Here is a 20061-nt window from a genome sequence, read left to right on the forward strand (position 1 = left end):
CCTCAGGGTCGGAAGACGCGCGCCGAGCGACGCTCGTCGATGTCGAGGACCGTGCAGAACGCTTCGCGTAACGCTTCCGGATAATGCCAGGTCGGATGCATGTGATCGGCAAGGTCGCGCACAAGGACGACGACGCCCTCGGATTGCAGCTCGACCGCCTCGTCATACGTCAGGCCGACGGCCTCCACATCGTTTTCGACGGTCGCGCAAGCACCGGGGGAAAGCGGCGTGGCGCTATGGACGAGCATGTAGTCGACAAGCCCCTCCATGCCGTGCGACGCCAAGGCGCGATAGTGGTCGACGGCGCGCATGCCCCGCGTCTCGCCTTGCACGTCGGCGACCGCGCAGACGAAGACCGTCGTGGCCGACGACGCACGTATGGCGTCGACGATGCCGGGAACGAGCAGGTTCGGGATGATGGAGGTGTACAGGGATCCGGGGCCCAGCACGACGAGATCGGCCTCTTCGATCGCGCGAAGCGCCGGAAGGTAGGCCTCGATCGATCCTTCGGAGCTAAGCGACACGCGCCCCAGCGCGCACGTCGAGGCGCCGGCCTGCGCCTGTCCCGTGAGCGCGTCGCCGTCGCGCGTCACGGCCGTGAGCACGACGGGGTCGAGCGTCGAGGGGAACACGTGGCCGCGCGCCTCGAGGATCCCCTCGCAGATCTCGATCGCGCGCGGGAACGACCCCGTGGCGTCTTCGAGGGCTGCGAGCATGAGATTGCCGAGGGCATGGTCGCCGGCGAACGCGAACCGGTATTTGAACGCGCGCGTCAGCGGATCGTCGTGGTCGCGCGCCATCGCGACGAGGCACTTGCGGATGTCGCCCGGCGCAAGCGAACCCGCCTCTTCGCGAATGACGCCGGTCGAGCCGCCGTCATCGGCCATCGCGACGACGGCCGACACCTCGGCATCCAGGCTCAAGAGCGTGCGGATGGAGACGGGAGCGCCGGTGCCTCCCCCGATCACGACCGCCTTCAGGGGCGACGCCTCGCCATGGGGCCGTGCCGAAAGCTTGGCCGATAAACGCGCGAACGCCGCGGTCTGCGCAGGATCCTGGGAAAAAGGCGAGCCTGCGCTCATCGTGCGTCACCGTTGCTATCGGCCGAGGTCCCTCGCGCATCCGTATGCGCGAGGGAGAGATCGCGATGCGACACGCTCACGCGGTACCCCGCGCCGCGCAGAAAATCGCCCGTGGCCTCGGCCAGGGCGACGCTGCGATGCTGCCCGCCCGTGCAGCCGACGGCGATGGCCAGCTGCTGCTTGCCTTCCTTCACATAGCCGGGCATGACGCAGGACAGCAGATCCTTCCACCGCGAGACGAACTCGAGCGTCTCCTCGTCATACATGACGTAGTCGCGCACGGCGGCATCGAGCCCGGTCAGGGGCCTCAGCGCGTCGATATAGTACGGGTTGGGAAGGAAGCGCACGTCGATGACGATATCCGCGTCGATGGGCGCTCCGTGCTTGAAGCCGAACGAGTACACCGTGACCGCGAGCCCGTCCCGGTCGGTGCCGACGGAGAAGATGTCGCGAATGCGCTTGCGCAGCTGCATGGGCAGAAGGTCCGTCGTGTCGATGACATCCTGCGACATCTCGCGCAAACGATAAAGGAGCGCACGTTCCTGTACGATGCCCTGGGCGATCGTCATGCCCTCCGAGCAGAGCGGATGCCGGCGGCGGCTCGCCTTGTAACGCGCGACGAGCTTGTCGTCGGACGCATCGAGGAACAGCACGCGATAGGCGCGTCCCTCTTCGCGCAACGTCGCGAGCTCATCGACCAGATCGACGAAGAACTCCTGGTTGCGGGCGTCGCACACCACGGCGAGACGCGTCTCGCCGTCTCCGCGGCGCTCCATGGACGCGATCAGGTCGCCTATCAGGCAGGCAGGCAGATTGTCTATGCAGAAGTACCCGAGGTCCTCGAAGGCATGCATGGCCTCGGTGCGGCCGGCGCCGCTCATCCCCGAGATGATCACGAGATCGGATGCGGATTCGCCCATCGTGCACCCCTTCCTTTCCTACGCCGTCGCCGAAGCGGCGTCGGACGGCTCGTCGGAAGACACGCCGATGCCTTCCGAGATATCGTTGTTCCTGACGGAATTATACTGCGCAAGCACCGCGAAGACCTCGCGTGCGACCTCTTCGGGAACGGCGCGGACGGCAAGGATGTCGTCGAGCGACGCCGCGCGCAGGCGTGTGAATCCGCCCATGGCCTTGAGCAACGCCTTCTTGCGCACGGGGCCGAGCCCTGCGACGTCGTCGAGAACGGACTTCGTCATGCCCTTGCCGCGCAGTTCGCGATGGAAGGCGATGGCGAAGCGATGGCTCTCGTCGCGCACATGCTTGACCAGGTACAGCGATGCCGATCCGCCCGGCAGCACCACGGGACCCGTCGATTGCCAAGGCACGAAGAGCTCCTCGTCCCGTTTGGCGAGGCCGCACACCGGGATGTCGTCGATGCCCATGTCGGCGAATTGGTCGAGCACGGCGTTGAGCTGAGGCAGGCCGCCGTCGAGGATGAGCAGATCGGGTTTCTTCCCGAAACGCTCGTCGGCCATGCGCTCGGGGGCATAGCGGCGGCCGATGACCTCCTTCATGCTCAAGAAGTCGTTCGCCTCGTCGAGAGGCGTCTTGATCTTGAAGCGACGGTACTGGTTCGTGTCGGGCCTGCCGTCGGTGAAGACGACCATGGACGCGACCGTGTAGCTGCCGTGGATGGTGGAGATGTCGAAGCATTCTATGCGCATCGGGGGCCCGTCGAGCGCCAGGGCGCTTTCGAGCTGAAGGAGCGCCGCGTTGACGCGCTTGTCCTCGTAATTGGTGCGGACCTTGTAGCGGTTGAGGGTATGCCCCGCGTTCTGCCGCGCCAGCGCGAGCAGCTCCGACTTCTCGCCGCGCCGGGGCACCGTGATGCGCACGCGCGCGCCGTGGACGCTCGCGAGCTTCCCGGTGAGCCATCCTTCGACGGCCTCCGCGTCTTCGAGCTCGCAATCGACGATGACTTCGCGCGGGATGGATGTCGTGGCGTCGTAGTAGCGCAGCAGGAAGTCGTGCAGGAGGTTCTCGTCGGGTATGTCGCGGCCTTTGTCGAGCACGAATTCGTTTCCGTTGATGATGCGCCCCTCGCGCACCATGAAGACATGGACGCCGGCGATGGTCTCTTCGCGCGCGATGCCGACGACGTCGGCATCGAGGTTGCGGGCGGACACGGCATGCTGCCGATCCGTAAGCGAGTTCACGGTGTCGATGCGCGCCTTCATGCGCGCGGCGCGCTCGAAGTCGAGCTCGGCCGCCGCCGCATGCATTTCGTCGGTCAGCTCGCGGACGAACTCGGCATGGCTTCCCGAAAGGAACTTCTCGATGCGTTCGACGTTTCTGCGGTAGCCCTCGGGCGTGATGCGGCCGCAGCATGGGCCCGGACCTAAGCCGACGTGCGCGTCGAAGCAGGGACGCAGGCCCTCCGCAGAGAGGAAGGCGTCCAGATCGCCGGCGGCGAGCCTGCGGTTCATGCGACGCCATTCAGCGCAGCGGGCGGCGCAGACGGGCACGAGCTTGCGGGCGATGTCCACCAGGCTTCGCGCTGCGCGGCCATCGGTGTAGGGACCGAAATAGCGCGTCGTCGCCACGTGCTTCTCGCGCGTGTATTTGATCGCGGGAAACACATCGCCTTTGGTAAGCGCGATGAACGGGTAGCTCTTGTCATCCTTGAAGTCGGCGTTGAAGAAGGGGGCGTACTGTTTGATGAGGTTCTTCTCCAAGACGAGCGATTCGTGCTCGTTTTCCACGACGATGTATTCGAACGTGTCGATCTGGGCGACGAGAAGCGGGATCTTCGCGCGGTCGTCCTGGAAGTTCACGTACTGGCGCATGCGCGCGCGCAGCTGCTTGGCCTTGCCGACGTAGATGACCTCGCCCGCGGCGTTCTTCCAAAGATAGACTCCCGGACGCGTCGGGACGCTGTCGAGCTCGCGTTTGATGCGCGCGAGCGTCTCGGGTGCGATGCCGTGCGCGGACGCGGCGATGTTCGTGGATTCGGCCATGCGTCGAGTATAGCAACGGGGCGCCCGTGCGCTCCCCGCACGCGTCTCCGGCATCACCAAGCATCCACAGCGCCTGCGAAAACGTACGTTTGCCCCATGAAACGCGCCGTATGTCCGACGCCGTTGAAACCCCCGGAGCCCATCCGAGTAGGATTCGAAAAACATTATCGGCCGGTGGCGAGCTCTCCAGGCGCAGGGAAGGGTCCGGAGAGCTTTGACCATCCTCACCTGAAAGGATGTCAATATGCAGAAGTATTGGCAGAAATGGATGGACAGCAGCCTTATCCTGCGCATCCTCATCTTCTTGGCCATTGGCGCGGTGCTCGGCCTCACCATCTCCCCCGACGGCGCCGTCGGACCCGTCGTCGCGCTGCTCGGCACGATCTTCGTCGGTGCATTGAAGGCCGTCGCCCCGATCCTCGTCTTCTTCCTCGTCATGAGCGCGCTTGCGAACGCCAAGTCCGCAGGCAACATGAAGACCGTCGTCGTCCTCTACCTTATCAGCACCTTCGTTGCCGCGCTCGTGGCCGTGCTCGCCAGCTACGCCTTCCCGACCTCGCTCACGCTCGTCGTCGCCGAGGGAATCGAGCAGACGCCCGCGTCCGGCATCGGCGAAGTCCTGACCACGCTGCTTACCAACATGGTCGCCAATCCTGTCGCCGCAATCGCGAACGCGAACTATATAGGTATTCTGACCTGGTCCGTCCTTATCGGCGTCGCGCTGCGTGTCGCGCCCGCCGGCACACGCGAGACCATCAAGAGCATCGCCGACGCCATCATCAAGGTCGTGCTCTGGGTCATCAACCTCGCCCCGTTCGGCATCATGGGCCTCGTCTACGCCGCCGTGTCCACGAGCGGCCTCGAGATCTTCACCGAATACGGCCGCCTGATCGTCATCCTCGTCGCCGTGATGTTCTTCATCGCGCTCGTCACGAATCCCATCATCGTCGCGGTCACCGCGCGCATCAATCCCTATCCGCTCGTCCTGCGCGCCCTGCGCGACTCCGCCGTCACCGCATTCTTCACCCGCAGCTCCGCCGCGAACATCCCCGTGAACATGGAGCTCTGCCGCAAGCTCAAGCTCGACGAGAACAACTACTCCGTCTCCATCCCGCTTGGCGCAACGATCAACATGGCAGGCGCCGCCGTCACCATCACCGTCATGGCCATGGCCGCGCACTATACGATGACCGGCACGTTCCCCGATATCCCGACCGCCGTTCTGCTGTCCGCCCTCGCCGCCATCGGCGCCGCGGGAGCCTCGGGCGTGCCGGGCGGCTCTCTGCTCCTGATCCCGCTCGCATGCTCGCTGTTCGGCATCGATAACGACATCGCCATGCAGGTCGTCGCCGTCGGCTTCATCATCGGCGTCGTCCAGGACTCCTGCGAGACCGCGCTGAATTCTTCCTCCGACGTCGTGCTTACCGCCACGGCCGAGTACCGCGAATGGAAGAAGGAAGGCCGCACCGTCGACTTCGCCGCATGGGAGAAATAGCGGGCGCGTACGCGCGGATCCATCCCTAACGTTCGAGAAAGCCTCGTCGCAGACGAGGCTTTCTTTATTGCTGCATCATGATTTTCATTGCGGCGTCAGGATTTGCGCGGCCTTTCCGCCGCCGGGCGGCCGAGCGCGAACGACGGCGCGGAGGCGCCGGACCGAGCTTCGCGCGGCAGGGCGGCATCCGTCAGCTCGTCGAGAACATGATTGAGAAAAGCGGCTTCGTCGGGAAGAAGGATGCGTGCAGCTGGAATGCTCGAGGAATTGGAAACGCCGCCGTCCTTCGCCATGCGCTGCTCCCTCCGTCCCTGGGGCCGATGCATATCAACCCATCACGGCTTCATCGTAGAACCTCGCGACGATAAGAACGCCCCAAAAACGGCATTTGCGGCGACGGGTCGAACGAATCGGTCGAAGCGCACGCACGTGCAGGGTCAGTCGGTGAACCCTTCGTCGATGAGACGATCCGCCCCGTCGGCGGCCGTTGTCGCAAGCTCGTCGCAGCGTTCGTTCTCCGGATGGCCCGCATGGCCTTTCACCCAGTGAAACGATACGCGATGCCCCTCTAACGCCGCGATGAGGCGCATCCAGAGATCCTGGTTCTTGACCGGCTCTTTCTTCGCATTCTTCCAACCACGACGTTTCCAACCGTCGACCCAGCGATCGGTGAACGCCTTGACGACGTACTGGGAATCGGTATAGACCGCAACCTCGCACGGGGCTTTGAGCGCCTCGAGGGCCACGATGACCCCAAGCAGCTCCATGCGGTTGTTGGTGGTGCGCTCGAATCCGCCCGAGAGCTCCTTTTGGTGCACGCCGCCCGACGGATCGACGAATCGCAAGATGGCGCCGTAGCCTCCCGGTCCCGGATTGCCCCGCGAAGAGCCGTCGCTGTAGATGTCGACATGCATGAAGGATCCTCCGTTTCGCGCCAAGGCGCATGCGCGCCGGATAGGCATCGGTCGAACGAGCATTATATCGTCGCGCGCCGACAAGAGGGTTCGGCGCAGACTGCGTCGACACGGATCCGCGCGCCGCACGAGTTCCGTGGCTCCGTGGCTCCGTGGCTCCGTGGCTCCGTGGCTCCGTAGCTCCGTGGCTCCGTGGCTCCGTGGCTCCGTGGCTCCGTGGCTCCGTGGCTCCGTGGCTCCGTGAAATGATGCACGAAGCGTGATTCAACGCACGAGAAACGCATGGGAAACGCACGGGAAACAAACCCCGCATACCATGATGCCGTCAGCAATGGACGACGCCGCCATGCCGCGCAGATCCATCCCCGCATGCGGTATTCCCATACGTTCCTACAGAAGGAGGCATCATGACCTACGCGCAGCGCGTCATCGAACAGGTCAAGGCGAAGGATCTGAACCAGCCGGAGTTCATCCAGGCCGTCACCGAGGTGCTCGCCTCGCTCGAACCCGTCCTCGCCGCGCATCCCGAATACCAGGACGCCGCATTGCTCGAGCGCATCGTCGAACCCGAACGCGTCATCCAGTTCCGCGTCCCTTGGGTCGATGATCGGGGTAAAGTGCAGGTCAATCGTGGATACCGCATTCAGTTCAACAGCGCGCTCGGCCCCTACAAAGGCGGGCTGCGACTCCATCCTTCCGTCAACCTTTCCATCCTGAAGTTCCTCGGCTTCGAGCAGGTCTTCAAGAACAGCCTTACCACGTTGCCCATGGGCGGCGGCAAGGGCGGGTGCGACTTCGATCCCAAGGGAAAGTCCGACGGGGAGGTCATGCGGTTCTGCCAGAGCTTCATGTCCGAGCTCTTCCGCCACATCGGCCCCGACACCGATGTTCCTGCGGGCGATATCGGCACCGGCGCCCGCGAGGTCGGCTATATGTTCGGCCAGTACAAGCGGTTGCGCAATGAATGGTCGGGCGTTCTGACCGGCAAAGGCCTCTCCTTCGGCGGATCCCTCGCGCGCACCGAAGCCACCGGCTACGGCCTCGTGTATCTCGTCGAAGAGCTGCTCGCCCAGCGTGGCGAGACCTTCGACGGCAAGACCGTCGATATCTCCGGATCCGGCAACGTGGCCATCTACGCTGCCGAGAAAGCCCAGCAGCTCGGCGCCAAGGTCGTCACGATGAGCGATTCGACGGGCTGGATCGAAGCGCCCGCCGGCATCGATGTTTCCGTTATCAAGCAGGTCAAAGAAGTCGAGCGCGCCCGCATTTCCGAATACGCGAAGCGCGTGGAGGGCGTCACGTACCATGAAGGCCGCGGCGTGTGGAACGTTCCCTGCGACATCGCCCTGCCCTGCGCAACCCAAAACGAGCTCTTCCTCGAAGATGCCGAAATGCTTGCGAAAAACGGCACCCTCGTCGTGGCCGAAGGCGCCAATATGCCGACGACCCTCGAGGCCACCGAGCACCTTCAGGAGGCCGGCGTCGCATTCGTTCCCGGCAAGGCCTCCAATGCAGGCGGCGTCGCCACGAGCGGACTCGAGATGAGCCAGAACTCCGAGCGCCTCTCCTGGACGTTCGACGAGGTCGATGCGAAACTCAAGAGCATCATGGTCGATATCTTCCACGCAGCCGACGATGCGGCCAACGAGATCGGCAAGCCGGGCGACTACGTCGCGGGCGCGAATATCGCGGGCTTCAAGAAAGTCGCCGATGCCATGATGTCCCAAGGAATCGTGTAGACGATACGCATCCCATGCTCCATGAATGAAGAAGGAAGGGAGGGCGAAGCCCGTATCCCTTCCTTCTTTGCGTCATGCTCGGATACCGCAGGGCACGAACGCGCACGCGTCCCTTCGTTTCGACTACGCTCCCTGCGTCGCGAATATCCTTTGCAGAAACGCACCTGTATGGCTTCCTGCAACCTGGGCGACCTCCTCGGGCGTGCCCGCGGCGACGATGGTGCCGCCGCGGTCTCCCCCATCCGGGCCGAGATCGACGATTCGGTCCGCCGACTTGATGACGTCGAGGTTATGCTCGATGACGAGCACGGTGTTGCCTGAATCGACGAGCCGCTGCAATACTTCGAGAAGCTGACGCACGTCTTCCATATGAAGGCCGGTCGTCGGTTCGTCGAGGATGTAGATGGTCTTGCCCGTCTGACGGCGCTGAAGCTCGCTTGCGAGCTTCACACGCTGCGCCTCGCCGCCGGAAAGCGTCGTCGCAGGCTGTCCGAGACGGATATAGCCGAGACCGACGTCGTGCATCGTCTGAAGCTTGCGCGCCAAGGCGGGAATGTTCTTGAAGAAGCCGAGCGCTTCGTCGACCGTCATCTCCAACACGTCGTATACGTTCTTCCCGCGATACGTGACCTGCAGCGTCTCTCGGTTATACCGTGCGCCGCCGCACACCTCGCACGGCACATAGATGTCGGGCAGGAAGTGCATCTCTATCTTGATCTGGCCATCGCCCTTGCACGCTTCGCAGCGGCCGCCGCTCACGTTGAAGCTGAAGCGGCCCGGCGCATAGCCGCGCGCCTTCGATTCGGGCGTCGATGCGTACAGCGCGCGGATATCGTCCCACAGTCCGATGTAGGTGGCAGGATTCGAACGCGGCGTGCGGCCGATGGGGCTCTGATCGATATCGATGATCTTATCCAGCGCCTGATAGCCTGTAAGCTTTTTGAACGCGCCCGTACGCAGGTGGGAACGATTGAGGCGGTTCGAGAGCGCCGGCGCAAGCGTATCGGTGATAAGCGAGCTTTTCCCACTGCCCGAAACGCCGGTCACAACGGTGAACGTGCCGAGGTCTATCTTGAGATCGACATCTTTAAGATTGTTCTCGGAAGCGCCGGTGAGCTTGATGGATCCCCGGCGCGGGCGCCTGCGCTCTGCGGGGACCGCGATGACACGACGGCCGCTCAGGTAATCGCCCGTCATGCTCCCCTCGACGGCGGCGATCCGATCGGGCGTGCCTTCGGCCACGAGATACCCTCCGTGCTCGCCCGCACCCGGACCCATATCGATGACGTAGTCGGCGGCGCGGATCGTGTCCTCGTCGTGCTCCACTACGATGACGGTGTTGCCGAGATCGCGCAGGCGCTCGAGCGTGGCGATAAGACGGTCGTTATCGCGCTGATGAAGTCCGATGGAGGGTTCGTCCAGGATATACAGGACGCCCATGAGGCCGGCTCCGATCTGGGTGGCGAGCCTGATGCGCTGCGCTTCGCCGCCGGAAAGCGTGGCTGTGCCGCGCTCGAGCGTCAGGTAGTCGAGCCCCACATCGACGAGGAACTTGAGGCGCGCTTTGATTTCCTTGACGATCGCGGCGGCGATGACCAGCTGGCGATCGGTCAGCGCAAGCCCCTCGAAGAACCCGAGCAGATCCTTGGCGCTCATGGCGCAGAGCGCATCGATGCTTTCGCCTCCGACGGTCACTGCGAGGATTTCCGGGCGAAGTCTCTTGCCGCCGCAGGTCGCGCACGGAATGGTGGCGAAGTATCTTCCGTACTTGTCGCGCTGCCCGTCGGATTTCGCATCCTTGAAACGCTCTTCGACCGCCGCGCAGGCGCCATGCCAGTCGATGAACCAATAGGTATCGCGTCCGTCGACGGTGCGATAGTCGACGCGCACCTTGTCGTTCGGAAGGCCGAACAGAAGCGCCTTCTGGACCTTGGCAGGCAGATCCTCCCACGGCGTATCGGGACGCTGTCCGAGATGGATGCACACCGCACGCAATACTTGCGGATAGTAGTTGCCCGAAGCGAAGGGGGCGATGCATCCTTCCTCGAGGGAAAGCGACGCATCGGGAATGAGGAGCGAAGGATCGACCTCCTCGCGCGAACCGAGGCCGGCGCAGTCGGGACAGGCGCCGTACGGCGCATTGAAGCTGAAATCCCTCGGCTGAAGCTCGTCCATGGAATGACCGTGCTCAGGACAGGCAAGGGCGAGCGAGAAGAAATGATCGCCGGGAATGGCTGCGGAAAAGCCCGAACCCTTCCTCGGCGTCTGGCTCGCCGCATCGTCCGGCATGCTCCCTTCGTCGATGACGTGCGCGACCACGCGCCCTTCAGAAAGCCTCGTCGCCACTTCGACCGACTCGGCGATGCGGCCCGTCGCGGACTTCTTGAGCACGACCCTGTCGACCACGACGTCGATCGTGTGCTTCAGCTTTTTATCGAGCCTGGGAAGCTCACCCTCGAGGCGCACGACCTCGCCATCGATGCGAAGGCGCGAGAAGCCCTCTTTCCGAAGGTCCTCGATGATCTTGGCATGCTCTCCTTTCCGCCCGACCACGACGGGAGCGAGGATGAGCGCGCGCTTCCCTTCCCCGAGGGCGAGGATCTCGTCCGTCACCTGATCGGTGGTGCGCTTCTTGATCTCGCGCCCGCATTCGGGGCAGTGGGGCGTGCCGATGCGGGCGTACAGGAGCCTGAGATAATCGTAGATTTCCGTCGTGGTGCCGACCGTGGAGCGCGGATTCTTGGACGTGGTCTTCTGGTCGATGGCGACCGCCGGCGAAAGGCCGTCGATGCTGTCGAGGTCGGGCTTGTCCATCTGGCCGAGGAATTGGCGCGCGTATGCCGAGAGGCTTTCGACGTATCGGCGCTGCCCCTCTGCGTAGATGGTGTCGAACGCGAGGCTCGATTTGCCGCTGCCCGAAAGGCCCGTGATGACGACCAGCTTATCGCGTGGAATGGCGACATCGACGTTCTTCAGATTATGCTCGCGGGCTCCGCGGATGATGATGGAATCACGTGCCATTCCGAACCTGTTCCTACTCTCTTCCGAATACTTCGTGCGCAACGTTGCATGATAGCCCCGAACGCCCGCCGACCGCAGAGCGAGCGTGCTCTCGCTGCAGAGATTACATCCCTCGGATGCCCCGCTAAAGATGCCTACAGGCCTTCCTCGAGCGTCCATGCGATTCGGCGATACGCCCTTCGATCGAGGATATGCTGCAGAACCCCGAGCTGAACCCTCGCATCGCGAGTCTGGAAAGACGGGCGACCCTTCCCTGCCCGCATTGCGCGGCCCTCTTCGCGATCGCCGACAGGAAACCGCACGCTCGCGGATTTCGGTGCGGCTGCGGCGTCCCGGATATCCTCATCGTGCACGTCTTTTCGCACGGACCAGGCGATAAGGCTTGCGAAGAAACGCAGGCGCAGATCGAAGTCGTCTTCGGGCGAGAACGCGACGGATGCCGACAGAACCTGGTTCCACGAGGAGCGTTCGCGCATGCCTCCGTCGTCATCGAGCGTCTGAGGAAGGCCGAGCCTGAAAAGCCTCGACCGCGCGGCGGCAAGGGTTTCCGAGGTTTCGACCCCTGAACCGAGCCAGAGGATTCGACGGGCAAGAACCGCATGCCGCACAGGGACGAGCGCGAACGAGCGCTCGAGGAACAGCGCGTCTTCATCTCCCGATGCCGCAAGACGAGGAACCGCGACGAACGGCATCGCATCCGAAGGCGCGGGAATCATATCGGCGCTTCGATCGATGAAAGAACGGAGGCGAGCCTCCTCCCTGCCTCTACGCATCCCCGTTTCCAACCGCCGGCCCGACGAGCGTCGGACGGCCGCGACGGAAGCGGACACGAGATCTTCGCGGCGAATGACGCGAAGATGGTCGATGACGCGAGGCGAAGCGTGAAACGGCGGGCGACCTGTTGCATTCGACATGATAGGGATGCCTCCTTCTGAATGCGGCTGTCCCCAGAAGGTTAGGCGATGCCAGCCAATACGAACGTTTGTTCGTATTGTAGCAAAGAAGCGGGCATGCGGCTAGAGGAAGAATGTCAGCCCCGGGGATGCGCCGCATGATGGACGCTTCGCAGGCGTTCGGAGGAGACATGCGTGTAGATCTGCGTCGTCGACAGGCTCGCATGCCCGAGCATTTCCTGGACGCTCCTGAGGTCGGCTCCTCCGTCGAGCAGGTCGGTCGCGAACGTGTGCCTCATATCATGGGGCGTGTATGTTCCGTCGACGCCGGCCGAGGCAAGCGTGCGCTTGAACATCTTGCGCAGCGCATCGGTCGACATCGCGCGCCCCCGCGACGACACGAAGAAGCGCGGGCACGATCCGCTGCCCTGAAGCTGCGGACGCGCGTGCTCCGCATAGGCCCTCATAGACGATACCGCAAGGTCATGCAGGGGAACGATGCGCTCTTTGGACCCCTTCCCCATGACGCGAACCTGGCGGGAAGAAAAGTCGACGTCGCTCGCCAGCAGGCCTGACGCCTCCGAAATACGGGCGCCCGATGCATACAGGAATTCAAGGATCGCCTGGTTCCGCATGTCTTCAGGTTCGGACGACGAATGATGCACATTCAGAATCCGTGCCATGTCGGACGCAGGTATGAAACGGGGAAGCCCCTTCGACAGCTTGGGTCCGCTCACAACGCCCACGGGATCGCCCGAAACGCGCCCGGTCACATTGAGCCAGCGAAAGAAGCCGCGCAGAGAAGACAGCCTCCGATTGATGGTCCGACGCGCATAGCCCGCCTGGTTCTGTTCGCCGAGATACGATCTGATCTGACGATACGTCACGTCGAGGGGAACGATGCCGTGACGTGCCGCCCAGCGTCCGAAGTCAAGCAGATCATTGCGGTATCCACGAACCGTATGCACGGAATCCCCGCGCACGGACGCACGTTCGACGCAGTATGAATCGAGCGCATCGAGATAGGCTTCGTCGATCCGAACGGCCGCATCGGGGCTCATAGCAGACCGGCCGCCTTCAGCTCCGCGACGTAGGATTCGAACGCCGCAGCCCCGCGGGCGGCATAGGCGGCATAGCGCAGACGCTTGTTCCCGACCCTCTCCGGCAACGGCGGCATGATACCGAAATTCACATGCATCGGCTGGTAATCGATCGTGGCCGGATCGGTCGCGTAGCGCAGGAGCGCGCCGAACGACGACGCGGAAGGGATCGAGGGCATCGCGCGCCCCTCGATGAGGGCGAAGACGGAAAGCGCGACATGGACGCCCGACATGATGGCTTCGCAATACCCCTCCGTCCCAGCAAGCTGACCTGCGATGAACGTAGGCGAAGGCAGGCTGCGCATGAGCCGCAGATTGCGGTCGAGCAATCCGGGCGCCGACACGAAGGTGTTGCGATGCATGACGCCGAAACGCGAGAACTCCGCATGCTCCAAGCCCGGGATCATGCGGAAGACGCGCCGCTGCTCGGAAAACGTCAGGTTGGTCTGGAATCCGACGAGATTGTAGGCGCTCTTCTCCGCATTCTCCGCGCGCAGCTGCACGGCGGCCCACGGCCTCTTGCCCGTCGCAGGATCGGCGAGGCCTACCGGCTTCAACGGTCCGAAGCGGGGAGCGTCAATGCCCTTGCGCGCGATCTCTTCGATAGGCTGGCAGGCCTGGAACAGATCCTTCGTCTCGAATTCCTTCATGATGACGCGCTGCGCAGACACGAGCGCGTCGATGAACGCCTCGTATGAATCGCGCGAGAACGGCGCGTTCAGGTAGTCGCCGGGCGCGTCCTTCTCGTAGCGCGACTGACGGAAGAGGATGGATTCGTCGAGCGAGTCGGCGGCCACGATAGGCGCGGCGGCATCGAAGAACGCAAGGTTGTCGGCGCCTGCGATGCCCGAGATCCATTGCGCGAGGGCATCGGAGGTCAGCGGGCCGGATGCGATGATGACGGCATCGGGTGCGCGTTCGTAGTCGGGTTCGCGCACCTCCCCGACGATGCGCTCGATGTTCGGATGGGCGTCGACGTGCTGCGTCGCGCGGCGGGAGAACGCCTCCCGATCGACCGCAAGGGCGCCTCCGGCATCGACCTTCGAGGCGAGCGCGCACGCATAGAGCCGGCTTCCCAGCAGCGAAAGCTCATGTTTCAGCATGCCTGCCGCGCTTTCGGGCTTCATGCTCTTGAACGAATTCGAGCATACGAGCTCGGCGCACCCGGCTCCCGTGTGCACAGGGGTGCCTACCGCAGGGCGCATCTCGAAGAGCCGAACGCGCACGCCTCTGTCGGCAAGCTGGAGCGCCGCTTCGGTTCCCGCAAGGCCGGCGCCTATGATGTCTACCGTCTTCATGCGGCCGAGGATACCATACGGTCGCCGCCCGTCCGTCCGTGCCCTCACCTCGCGCCGAAACGACCATCGGGATAGCGCTCGATGAGCCCCATCGTCTCAAGACGGCCCATGCGCGCCATGGATTCCGCAAGCGAGGATCCCGTCTGGGAAGGAAGCGCCGTCACCTCGTCGAGACGCAGCGGATTCGCGACGATCTCGTCGAGCAGGAGCCCTTCCGCGAAAGAAAGCTGCGCGCGGGCGCCGAGATCGCCTACGGTTTCGCCCTGAGCTTCAAGGCTCGAGGAAGCGCCGCATGCTTCGGGAAACACGCGCGAGAGGACGTCGTCGAAGGATTCCTCGTCGACGACGGGCATCGCGCCCTGCGACAGAAGACGGTTCGACCCCTTGGACGATGGCGAGAAGATGGAACCGGGAACGACCAGAACCTCGCGTCCGACCGCAAGGGCTTCATCCGCAGTCGAGAACGTTCCGCTCGGAAGCCCCGCCTCGACGATGAGCGTCGCACGCGACATCCCCGCGATCAGCCGATTGCGCGCCCGAAAGGCATGGGGCACGGGAGGATAGTCCCAAGGATGCTCGGAGGCGAGCGCCCCTCCCCCATCGACTATCCTCTGGAACAGCGGCACGTTATCGGCCGGATACGGTCGGGCGATTCCGCCGCCGAGAAATGCCACGGTCGTTCCGCCCGCATCGAGGCAGGCCGCATGGCCGCACGAATCGCATCCGCGCGCGCCGCCCGACACCACCGGCACTCCCCTCTTCGCCGCCATGCCTGCGAAAAGCGATGCCGCACGTCTCCCGTAGGCCGTCGCCCTGCGCGCGCCGACCACGGCGAGGCCTTCGGAGAGCGCCGCAGGATCCCCCATCACGTACAGGACGCCCGGCGGATTGCGCACGTTGCGCAAGGCCTCGGGATAGTCTTCGGAATCCAGGGAGATCTCGAACCGAGGGCCGCGCACGCCATCGTGCGGCGCGCTCATCGGCCGGTCTCCTTCCTGACTCGGTATCCCATGGCCTCGAACACATGGTCTGAGGACACGTCGTCCGATTCGCCCAGATCGGCGATCGTCCGTGCGACCGAGAGCATCCGCAGGATCGATCTGCCCGACATGAGGTTCATCCGCGCAGCCGCCTCGACCGTCTTTTCGCATTCCTCGTCAAGGCGGCAGGCGGAAAGCGCCTCTTGGATGCTTCGAGGGCGCGGCGCGTCTCCGAAGACCCGTGCGCGGCGCGCGGCGAACGCGCGGGCGGCACGCACGCCTTCCCTCAGCTCGGCAGATGAAACTCCCGGTCCTTCGCGAGAAAGGATTCTCTTCGGGTCGACGCGCCAGACATCGACATGCATGTCTATGCGGTCGAGCAACGGTCCCCCGATACGCGACTGGTATGCGAGGATGGCGCCCTGCGAGCACGTGCACGGATGCTCGGGATCCCCGTAGTAGCCGCATGGGCAAGGGTTCGACGCGGCGATGAGGCTGAACGATGCGGGAAGCCTGCAGCCGCCCGACGCGCGCACGAGCGTCACCGCACCGCTTTCGAGCGGCTGCCTGAGCGCTTGAAGCACGGCGGGCTTGAATTCGGATATCTCGTCCAAAAACAGAACCCCTTCGTGAGCGAGGGATATCTCTCCAGGCCGTATGGGTCTTCCTCCGCCGATGAGGCCCGCCGTCGTCGCGCTATGGTGAGGGCGGCGGAAGGGCCGCCTGCCGGACAGGATCGCGTCGACCGGCTCGCCCGCCGCGGAATGCACGCATGCGGCGCCCGTCATCTCATCCTGCGAAAGCGGAGGAAGGATGGATGCGAAGGCGCGGGCGAGCATCGTCTTTCCCGACCCTGGAGGCCCCATGAGCAGAACGCCGTGCCCGCCGGCGGCGGCGATCTGAAGAGCCCGCTTCGCCGCTCCCTGCCCTCGGATGGAAGCGAAATCGACCTCGTCTTCGATGCTTCCTCCTCCTTTGCACGAAAGAACGTCCAGGTTGGATAAGCGAAGCCTGCCGAGAGACGCGATCCCCTCCTGGATCACGCCGTCGAGCGCGACGCCGTCCGGAGCATCGGAGGAGACGACGAGGCGCAGACCCGCGTCGCGCGCGGCGAGCGCGAAGGGAAGCGTGCCTCGCACCGGACGCACTCTCCCGTCTAAAGAAAGCTCCCCGACCATGAGGGCGCCGTCGATGAGCGTGCGAGGGATCTGCTTCGAAGCCGCAAGCAGCGCGCACGCTATCGGAAGGTCGAATCCCGCCCCGTTCTTCCGAAGCGACGCCGGAGCGAGGTTCACGACGATCTTCTCGGCAGGCATGGAAAACCCGCATGCCTTGACGGCGGAGCGGACGCGCTCCATCGATTCGCGCACGGCGGCATCGGGCATGCCGACGACCGATGTGCCCGGAAGCCCGTTCGTAATGGAGACCTCAACCGACACCGCGACCGCTTCGACTCCGACGATGAAGGCGGAGGAAACGGCGCAGCGGTTCAACATAGGGACCCCTCGCCGAAAGCATTGACGTAATGTCTGACGAGCGCTCGACCTTTCCCCGTGACCAGAAGGCTCATCACGTCGAAGCGGACATGGAAGGTATCGCCCACGTATTCATCGAGATAATAGGCTGCGATCTTCTCGTATCGCGCCCGCTTCTTAGGGGTGACGGCTTCCGACGGCATGCCGCGCTTCACTCCCGAACGCGTCTTCACCTCGATGAAGACCAAGCAAGGACCGTCGAGCGCGATGATGTCGGCCTCGCCCGCGGGACACGTCCAGTTCCGCTCGAGGATTTCGTATCCCTTATGGATGAGGAGCGCGCACGCCGCCTGCTCTCCCCTGCGCCCGAGCTCCTTCGGGCCCGCCTTGAGCGAGCCTTCCTTGATGCGTTCTTCAGACATGCCGTGCCCTTCCTCTCCTCGCGAATGGAAGGGCAGGCTATCAGGCCTGCCTTGCGAAGCCTCTGCGAAAACGCAGGCGGCCCGCATGCAGGAGTTTAACCGGCGCGTGGTCGAATCCATCGGGCGCCATGCCCGCTTGTCCCGAGAACCTGCCGAGAACCTTGCGCTCGAACGCTATCCGAACAACGAGTCCTGCGTCCATGCACGGCAGAACGACGCGCGATGCAAAGGCGTCAGACCATGCTTCTTGATGGCTTCGATATGCTGCGCCGAACCGTATCCCTTGTTCTCCTCGAAGCCGTACGCCGGATACGCGACGGCCTGCGATCGCATATAGGCGTCGCGTTCGACCTTCGCGATGATGGATGCGCATGAGATGGCCGCGCACCGCGCATCGCCCTTCACGACGTTCACCTCGCGATCGTCGATATGGAGCGGATTGCCGTCGAGCAGGATCGCGTCGATGCGCACCCCTGCGCATTCGATGGCCGCGACCGCACGCGAAAACGCTGCCTTGAGGCAGGCGGATATGCCGAGCTCGTCGATATCGTGCGGACCGATGAATTCGACGTCCCATGCGACGGCGGTGGCGCGGATGACGGCGGAAAGCTCCTCGCGCGCGGAAGGCGCGAGCTTCTTCGAGTCATCGATGCCTTCGATGCGGGGCTCGTCGGGAAGGACGACGGCGCCGACGGCGAGCGGACCTGCCAGAGGACCTCTGCCGACCTCGTCGAGCCCGACGGCGACGCCTCCGTGCGCAAGCTCGCGCTGGAAATCGTAGAGGGAGCGGATGCGCGCCTCTTCGGCAGCCTCGTCGGCTATCCTGCGACGGGCGACCTCTAGAGCCTGGCGAACCCCTTTGCGCTCGTCGGCGGCGAGCGCACGGACGAGCGCATCGAACTGCCGCGCATCGGCGGCCTGCAATGCGCTGCGTATCTCTGCGACCGTCTGCATGCAGGCCCTCCTGTCTCGTCCCCTATGAAAAAGACCGCCGAAGCGGTCTTAAGAAAAGCGGCTCTATGCGAATCCTAGTGGAACGCCTTCTCCTTGACCTTGGCGGCCTTGCCGACCTTATTGCGGAGGTAGTACAGCTTAGCGCGGCGAACGGCGCCCTGGCGCGTGACTTCGATCTTGTCGATCTTGGGGGAATGCACCGGGAAGGTGCGCTCGACGCCCACGCTGAAGCTGATCTTGCGGACCGTGAAGGTCTCGCGGTTGGACGCTCCGGCGCGGCGGATGACGGTGCCCTGGAAGACCTGGATGCGTTCGCGGTTGCCCTCTGTGATGCGATAATGGACCTTGACCGTATCGCCCACATTGAACGGGGTGACGTCTTGGTTGATCTGCTGCTGTTCAAGTGCGCGGATGATATCCATGTTCAAATCCTTCTATATTTCGCTGCGATACGCATACGGTGTGCCTGAAGGCGCGATTTGGCAGTATACAACACAAGACGATGCAGGCGCAAGGAATTTCCTCCCGTATGGAGCCGGTATGTATGCACCGTCGCATACGCGGCCCTCGACGATCGACGAAGCGACAGGCAGGTGCATCGGCACCCGTGACCGCGGGCGGGGCGCCCCGTCCGCCGATCGGCCGGTCCATACCGCGATTCGAACCCGCGGCCCTACGGTTCGGCCTACCGAATCCCCGGCATGCCGAGACCGGCAAGCAGTTCCCGTTCACGCGCCTCCATCTCTTCCGCCTCCTCGTCGCTGTGCACATGGTCCCAGCCGCACAGATGCAGCAAACCATGCACGAGCAGGACACAAAGCTCCTCTTGAGGTGTGGTGCCGAACCGTTCGGTCTGCGCGCGGGCGACATCCGTCGCGATGATGACGTCGCCGAGCAGGAACGTCTCTTCGTCCGGCATGCCCGATCCCTCGAAGACGTCGCCCTCGTCGAACGCGTCGTCCATGCCGTCGCACTCGAACGACAGGACGTCGGTCGGGCGATCGATGCCGCGGAACTCCGCATTCAAACGCCGGATCTCGTCGTCGGAGACGAAGGCGATGCTCGCCTCGGTGCGCTCGGGCAGGCCTTCCCGGCTGAGGACGTAGGCCGCAAGACCCTCGACGTCCACGGTTGAAACGAGGTCGGCGCCGTGCCGCACGTCGACGATGATGTTCATGGATACCTTCTCTCTATCCGAAAGCAGCCGCGCCGCGTCGAAGGCGCCGGCGCGGACGGACTGCATGCTACCCGACGAGCCTGGCCAAAGCCGTTCCGAACACGATGAGCCCCACGACGACCGACATGCACGCGGCGATGAGGGCGGCGCCCGCCGCGCAGTCCTTGGCCGCCTTCGCGAGGGGATGGATTTCGGGCGAAGCAAGATCGACGGCGGCTTCGAGCGCCGTGTTCATGGTTTCGAACGAGAGCACGACGCCGATGCACACGACGATGGCGGCCCACCCCTGCGCATCGACGCGCAGAAGCGCGGCTGCAACGAGCGCGCATACCGCGACGGCGACGTCGATGCGGAAGTTGCGCTCGCGCGATGCCGCACGGACCCCCTGCGCCGCATGGTAGAACGAGCGCGCAAGGGAGTTTCCCGCCTTAAGCGATGCGCCGGTCGCCCCGGCAGCATCGGCGTCGCTGCGCGGCCGCTGCATCGGATGCGAAGACCCGTCGGATGCGGCCTTGTCCTCGATCATGGCGTACGCTCCTTCCCTCATGCGC

Annotated in this window: 18 protein-coding genes; 2 read left to right on the forward strand and 16 right to left on the reverse strand. The window is 64.1% G+C overall.

The window, feature by feature from the left end; translation table 11 throughout:
• Nucleotides 1–2 precede the first annotated feature (2 nt).
• The 3 genes from HMPREF0762_RS01095 to uvrC are packed head-to-tail and all read right to left on the reverse strand — an operon-like array spanning nt 3 to nt 4042.
• On the reverse strand, nt 3–1082 hold the full coding sequence (locus tag HMPREF0762_RS01095; RefSeq protein ID WP_006361496.1) for a gluconeogenesis factor YvcK family protein: 1080 nt from the start codon (nt 1080–1082) through the stop codon (nt 3–5).
• Nucleotides 1079–2002, reverse strand: coding sequence for an RNase adapter RapZ (gene rapZ, locus HMPREF0762_RS01100; RefSeq protein WP_006361497.1), 924 nt, complete (start codon nt 2000–2002; stop codon nt 1079–1081). The genes HMPREF0762_RS01095 and rapZ overlap by 4 nt, the downstream gene beginning before the upstream one ends.
• 18 nt (nt 2003–2020) lie before the next feature.
• Nucleotides 2021–4042: an excinuclease ABC subunit UvrC gene (gene uvrC / locus HMPREF0762_RS01105; protein ID WP_006361498.1), complete on the reverse strand. Its 2022-nt coding sequence runs from the start codon at nt 4040–4042 to the stop codon at nt 2021–2023.
• A gap of 244 nt (nt 4043–4286) precedes the next feature.
• On the opposite strand from uvrC, the gene sstT reads away from it, so the two are divergent.
• Complete coding sequence (gene sstT / locus HMPREF0762_RS01110) at nt 4287–5537, forward strand: serine/threonine transporter SstT (protein WP_006361499.1); 1251 nt, start codon at nt 4287–4289, stop codon at nt 5535–5537.
• A 95-nt stretch (nt 5538–5632) separates the two neighbouring features.
• Here the strand turns inward: sstT and HMPREF0762_RS01115 are convergent, their stop codons facing one another.
• On the reverse strand, nt 5633–5830 hold the full coding sequence (locus HMPREF0762_RS01115; protein ID WP_115314181.1) for a hypothetical protein: 198 nt from the start codon (nt 5828–5830) through the stop codon (nt 5633–5635).
• 144 nt (nt 5831–5974) lie between these two features.
• Complete coding sequence (gene rnhA / locus HMPREF0762_RS01120; RefSeq protein WP_006361501.1) at nt 5975–6451, reverse strand: ribonuclease HI; 477 nt, start codon at nt 6449–6451, stop codon at nt 5975–5977.
• A gap of 407 nt (nt 6452–6858) precedes the next feature.
• Between rnhA and gdhA the strand changes: the two genes are divergently transcribed.
• Nucleotides 6859–8190 (forward strand): NADP-specific glutamate dehydrogenase, encoded by a 1332-nt coding sequence (gene gdhA, locus HMPREF0762_RS01125; RefSeq protein ID WP_006361504.1) that lies wholly within the window; start codon nt 6859–6861, stop codon nt 8188–8190.
• 123 nt (nt 8191–8313) lie between these two features.
• Here the strand turns inward: gdhA and uvrA are convergent, their stop codons facing one another.
• The 11 genes from uvrA to HMPREF0762_RS01180 form a co-directional block, all read right to left on the reverse strand.
• Nucleotides 8314–11211 (reverse strand): excinuclease ABC subunit UvrA, encoded by a 2898-nt coding sequence (uvrA, locus tag HMPREF0762_RS01130; protein ID WP_006361505.1) that lies wholly within the window; start codon nt 11209–11211, stop codon nt 8314–8316.
• 134 nt (nt 11212–11345) lie between these two features.
• Nucleotides 11346–11927 carry a hypothetical protein gene (locus tag HMPREF0762_RS01135; protein WP_245935465.1) on the reverse strand — a complete coding sequence of 194 codons (582 nt, stop codon included), beginning with the start codon at nt 11925–11927 and terminating at the stop codon, nt 11346–11348.
• A gap of 314 nt (nt 11928–12241) precedes the next feature.
• Nucleotides 12242–13165 (reverse strand): tyrosine recombinase, encoded by a 924-nt coding sequence (locus HMPREF0762_RS01140; protein WP_006361507.1) that lies wholly within the window; start codon nt 13163–13165, stop codon nt 12242–12244.
• Nucleotides 13162–14502, reverse strand: coding sequence for a methylenetetrahydrofolate--tRNA-(uracil(54)-C(5))-methyltransferase (FADH(2)-oxidizing) TrmFO (gene trmFO, locus HMPREF0762_RS01145; protein WP_006361508.1), 1341 nt, complete (start codon nt 14500–14502; stop codon nt 13162–13164). Before trmFO ends, HMPREF0762_RS01140 begins: the two co-directional genes overlap by 4 nt.
• A 44-nt stretch (nt 14503–14546) precedes the next feature.
• Nucleotides 14547–15482: a DNA-processing protein DprA gene (gene dprA, locus HMPREF0762_RS01150; protein WP_006361509.1), complete on the reverse strand. Its 936-nt coding sequence runs from the start codon at nt 15480–15482 to the stop codon at nt 14547–14549.
• Nucleotides 15479–16978: a YifB family Mg chelatase-like AAA ATPase gene (locus HMPREF0762_RS01155; RefSeq protein ID WP_006361510.1), complete on the reverse strand. Its 1500-nt coding sequence runs from the start codon at nt 16976–16978 to the stop codon at nt 15479–15481. Before HMPREF0762_RS01155 ends, dprA begins: the two co-directional genes overlap by 4 nt.
• On the reverse strand, nt 16972–17379 hold the full coding sequence (locus tag HMPREF0762_RS01160; protein WP_009078339.1) for a YraN family protein: 408 nt from the start codon (nt 17377–17379) through the stop codon (nt 16972–16974). The genes HMPREF0762_RS01155 and HMPREF0762_RS01160 overlap by 7 nt, the downstream gene beginning before the upstream one ends.
• 174 nt (nt 17380–17553) lie before the next feature.
• Nucleotides 17554–18333, reverse strand: coding sequence for a ribonuclease HII (locus HMPREF0762_RS01165; RefSeq protein WP_006361513.1), 780 nt, complete (start codon nt 18331–18333; stop codon nt 17554–17556).
• A gap of 74 nt (nt 18334–18407) precedes the next feature.
• Nucleotides 18408–18755, reverse strand: a complete 348-nt coding sequence (gene rplS / locus HMPREF0762_RS01170; protein WP_006361514.1) for a 50S ribosomal protein L19 — start codon at nt 18753–18755, stop codon at nt 18408–18410.
• A gap of 263 nt (nt 18756–19018) precedes the next feature.
• Complete coding sequence (gene ybeY / locus HMPREF0762_RS01175) at nt 19019–19510, reverse strand: rRNA maturation RNase YbeY (protein ID WP_040619141.1); 492 nt, start codon at nt 19508–19510, stop codon at nt 19019–19021.
• Nucleotides 19511–19577: 67 nt separating this feature from the next.
• On the reverse strand, nt 19578–20036 hold the full coding sequence (locus HMPREF0762_RS01180; RefSeq protein WP_009078608.1) for a diacylglycerol kinase family protein: 459 nt from the start codon (nt 20034–20036) through the stop codon (nt 19578–19580).
• Between the last annotated feature and the right edge of the window lie 25 nt (nt 20037–20061).

The organism is Slackia exigua ATCC 700122 (genome assembly GCF_000162875.1).
Classification (GTDB): Bacteria; Actinomycetota; Coriobacteriia; order Coriobacteriales; family Eggerthellaceae; genus Slackia; species Slackia exigua.

What these genes read in the sequence shown, in the direction of transcription:
- HMPREF0762_RS01115 (WP_115314181.1), bottom strand. Translation starts at nt 5,830, where the DNA reads ATGGCGAAGGACGGCGGCGTTTCCAATTCCTCGAGCATTCCAGCTGCA.
- HMPREF0762_RS01160 (WP_009078339.1), bottom strand. Translation starts at nt 17,379, where the DNA reads ATGTCTGAAGAACGCATCAAGGAAGGCTCGCTCAAGGCGGGCCCGAAG.
- rplS (WP_006361514.1), bottom strand. Translation starts at nt 18,755, where the DNA reads ATGGATATCATCCGCGCACTTGAACAGCAGCAGATCAACCAAGACGTC.
- HMPREF0762_RS01165 (WP_006361513.1), bottom strand. Translation starts at nt 18,333, where the DNA reads ATGCAGACGGTCGCAGAGATACGCAGCGCATTGCAGGCCGCCGATGCG.
- HMPREF0762_RS01180 (WP_009078608.1), bottom strand. Translation starts at nt 20,036, where the DNA reads ATGATCGAGGACAAGGCCGCATCCGACGGGTCTTCGCATCCGATGCAG.
- gdhA (WP_006361504.1), top strand. Translation starts at nt 6,859, where the DNA reads ATGACCTACGCGCAGCGCGTCATCGAACAGGTCAAGGCGAAGGATCTG.
- rapZ (WP_006361497.1), bottom strand. Translation starts at nt 2,002, where the DNA reads ATGGGCGAATCCGCATCCGATCTCGTGATCATCTCGGGGATGAGCGGC.
- dprA (WP_006361509.1), bottom strand. Translation starts at nt 15,482, where the DNA reads ATGAGCGCGCCGCACGATGGCGTGCGCGGCCCTCGGTTCGAGATCTCC.
- rnhA (WP_006361501.1), bottom strand. Translation starts at nt 6,451, where the DNA reads ATGCATGTCGACATCTACAGCGACGGCTCTTCGCGGGGCAATCCGGGA.
- sstT (WP_006361499.1), top strand. Translation starts at nt 4,287, where the DNA reads ATGCAGAAGTATTGGCAGAAATGGATGGACAGCAGCCTTATCCTGCGC.
- trmFO (WP_006361508.1), bottom strand. Translation starts at nt 14,502, where the DNA reads ATGAAGACGGTAGACATCATAGGCGCCGGCCTTGCGGGAACCGAAGCG.
- uvrC (WP_006361498.1), bottom strand. Translation starts at nt 4,042, where the DNA reads ATGGCCGAATCCACGAACATCGCCGCGTCCGCGCACGGCATCGCACCC.
- uvrA (WP_006361505.1), bottom strand. Translation starts at nt 11,211, where the DNA reads ATGGCACGTGATTCCATCATCATCCGCGGAGCCCGCGAGCATAATCTG.
- HMPREF0762_RS01155 (WP_006361510.1), bottom strand. Translation starts at nt 16,978, where the DNA reads ATGTTGAACCGCTGCGCCGTTTCCTCCGCCTTCATCGTCGGAGTCGAA.
- ybeY (WP_040619141.1), bottom strand. Translation starts at nt 19,510, where the DNA reads ATGAACATCATCGTCGACGTGCGGCACGGCGCCGACCTCGTTTCAACC.
- HMPREF0762_RS01140 (WP_006361507.1), bottom strand. Translation starts at nt 13,165, where the DNA reads ATGAGCCCCGATGCGGCCGTTCGGATCGACGAAGCCTATCTCGATGCG.
- HMPREF0762_RS01135 (WP_245935465.1), bottom strand. Translation starts at nt 11,927, where the DNA reads ATGATTCCCGCGCCTTCGGATGCGATGCCGTTCGTCGCGGTTCCTCGT.
- HMPREF0762_RS01095 (WP_006361496.1), bottom strand. Translation starts at nt 1,082, where the DNA reads ATGAGCGCAGGCTCGCCTTTTTCCCAGGATCCTGCGCAGACCGCGGCG.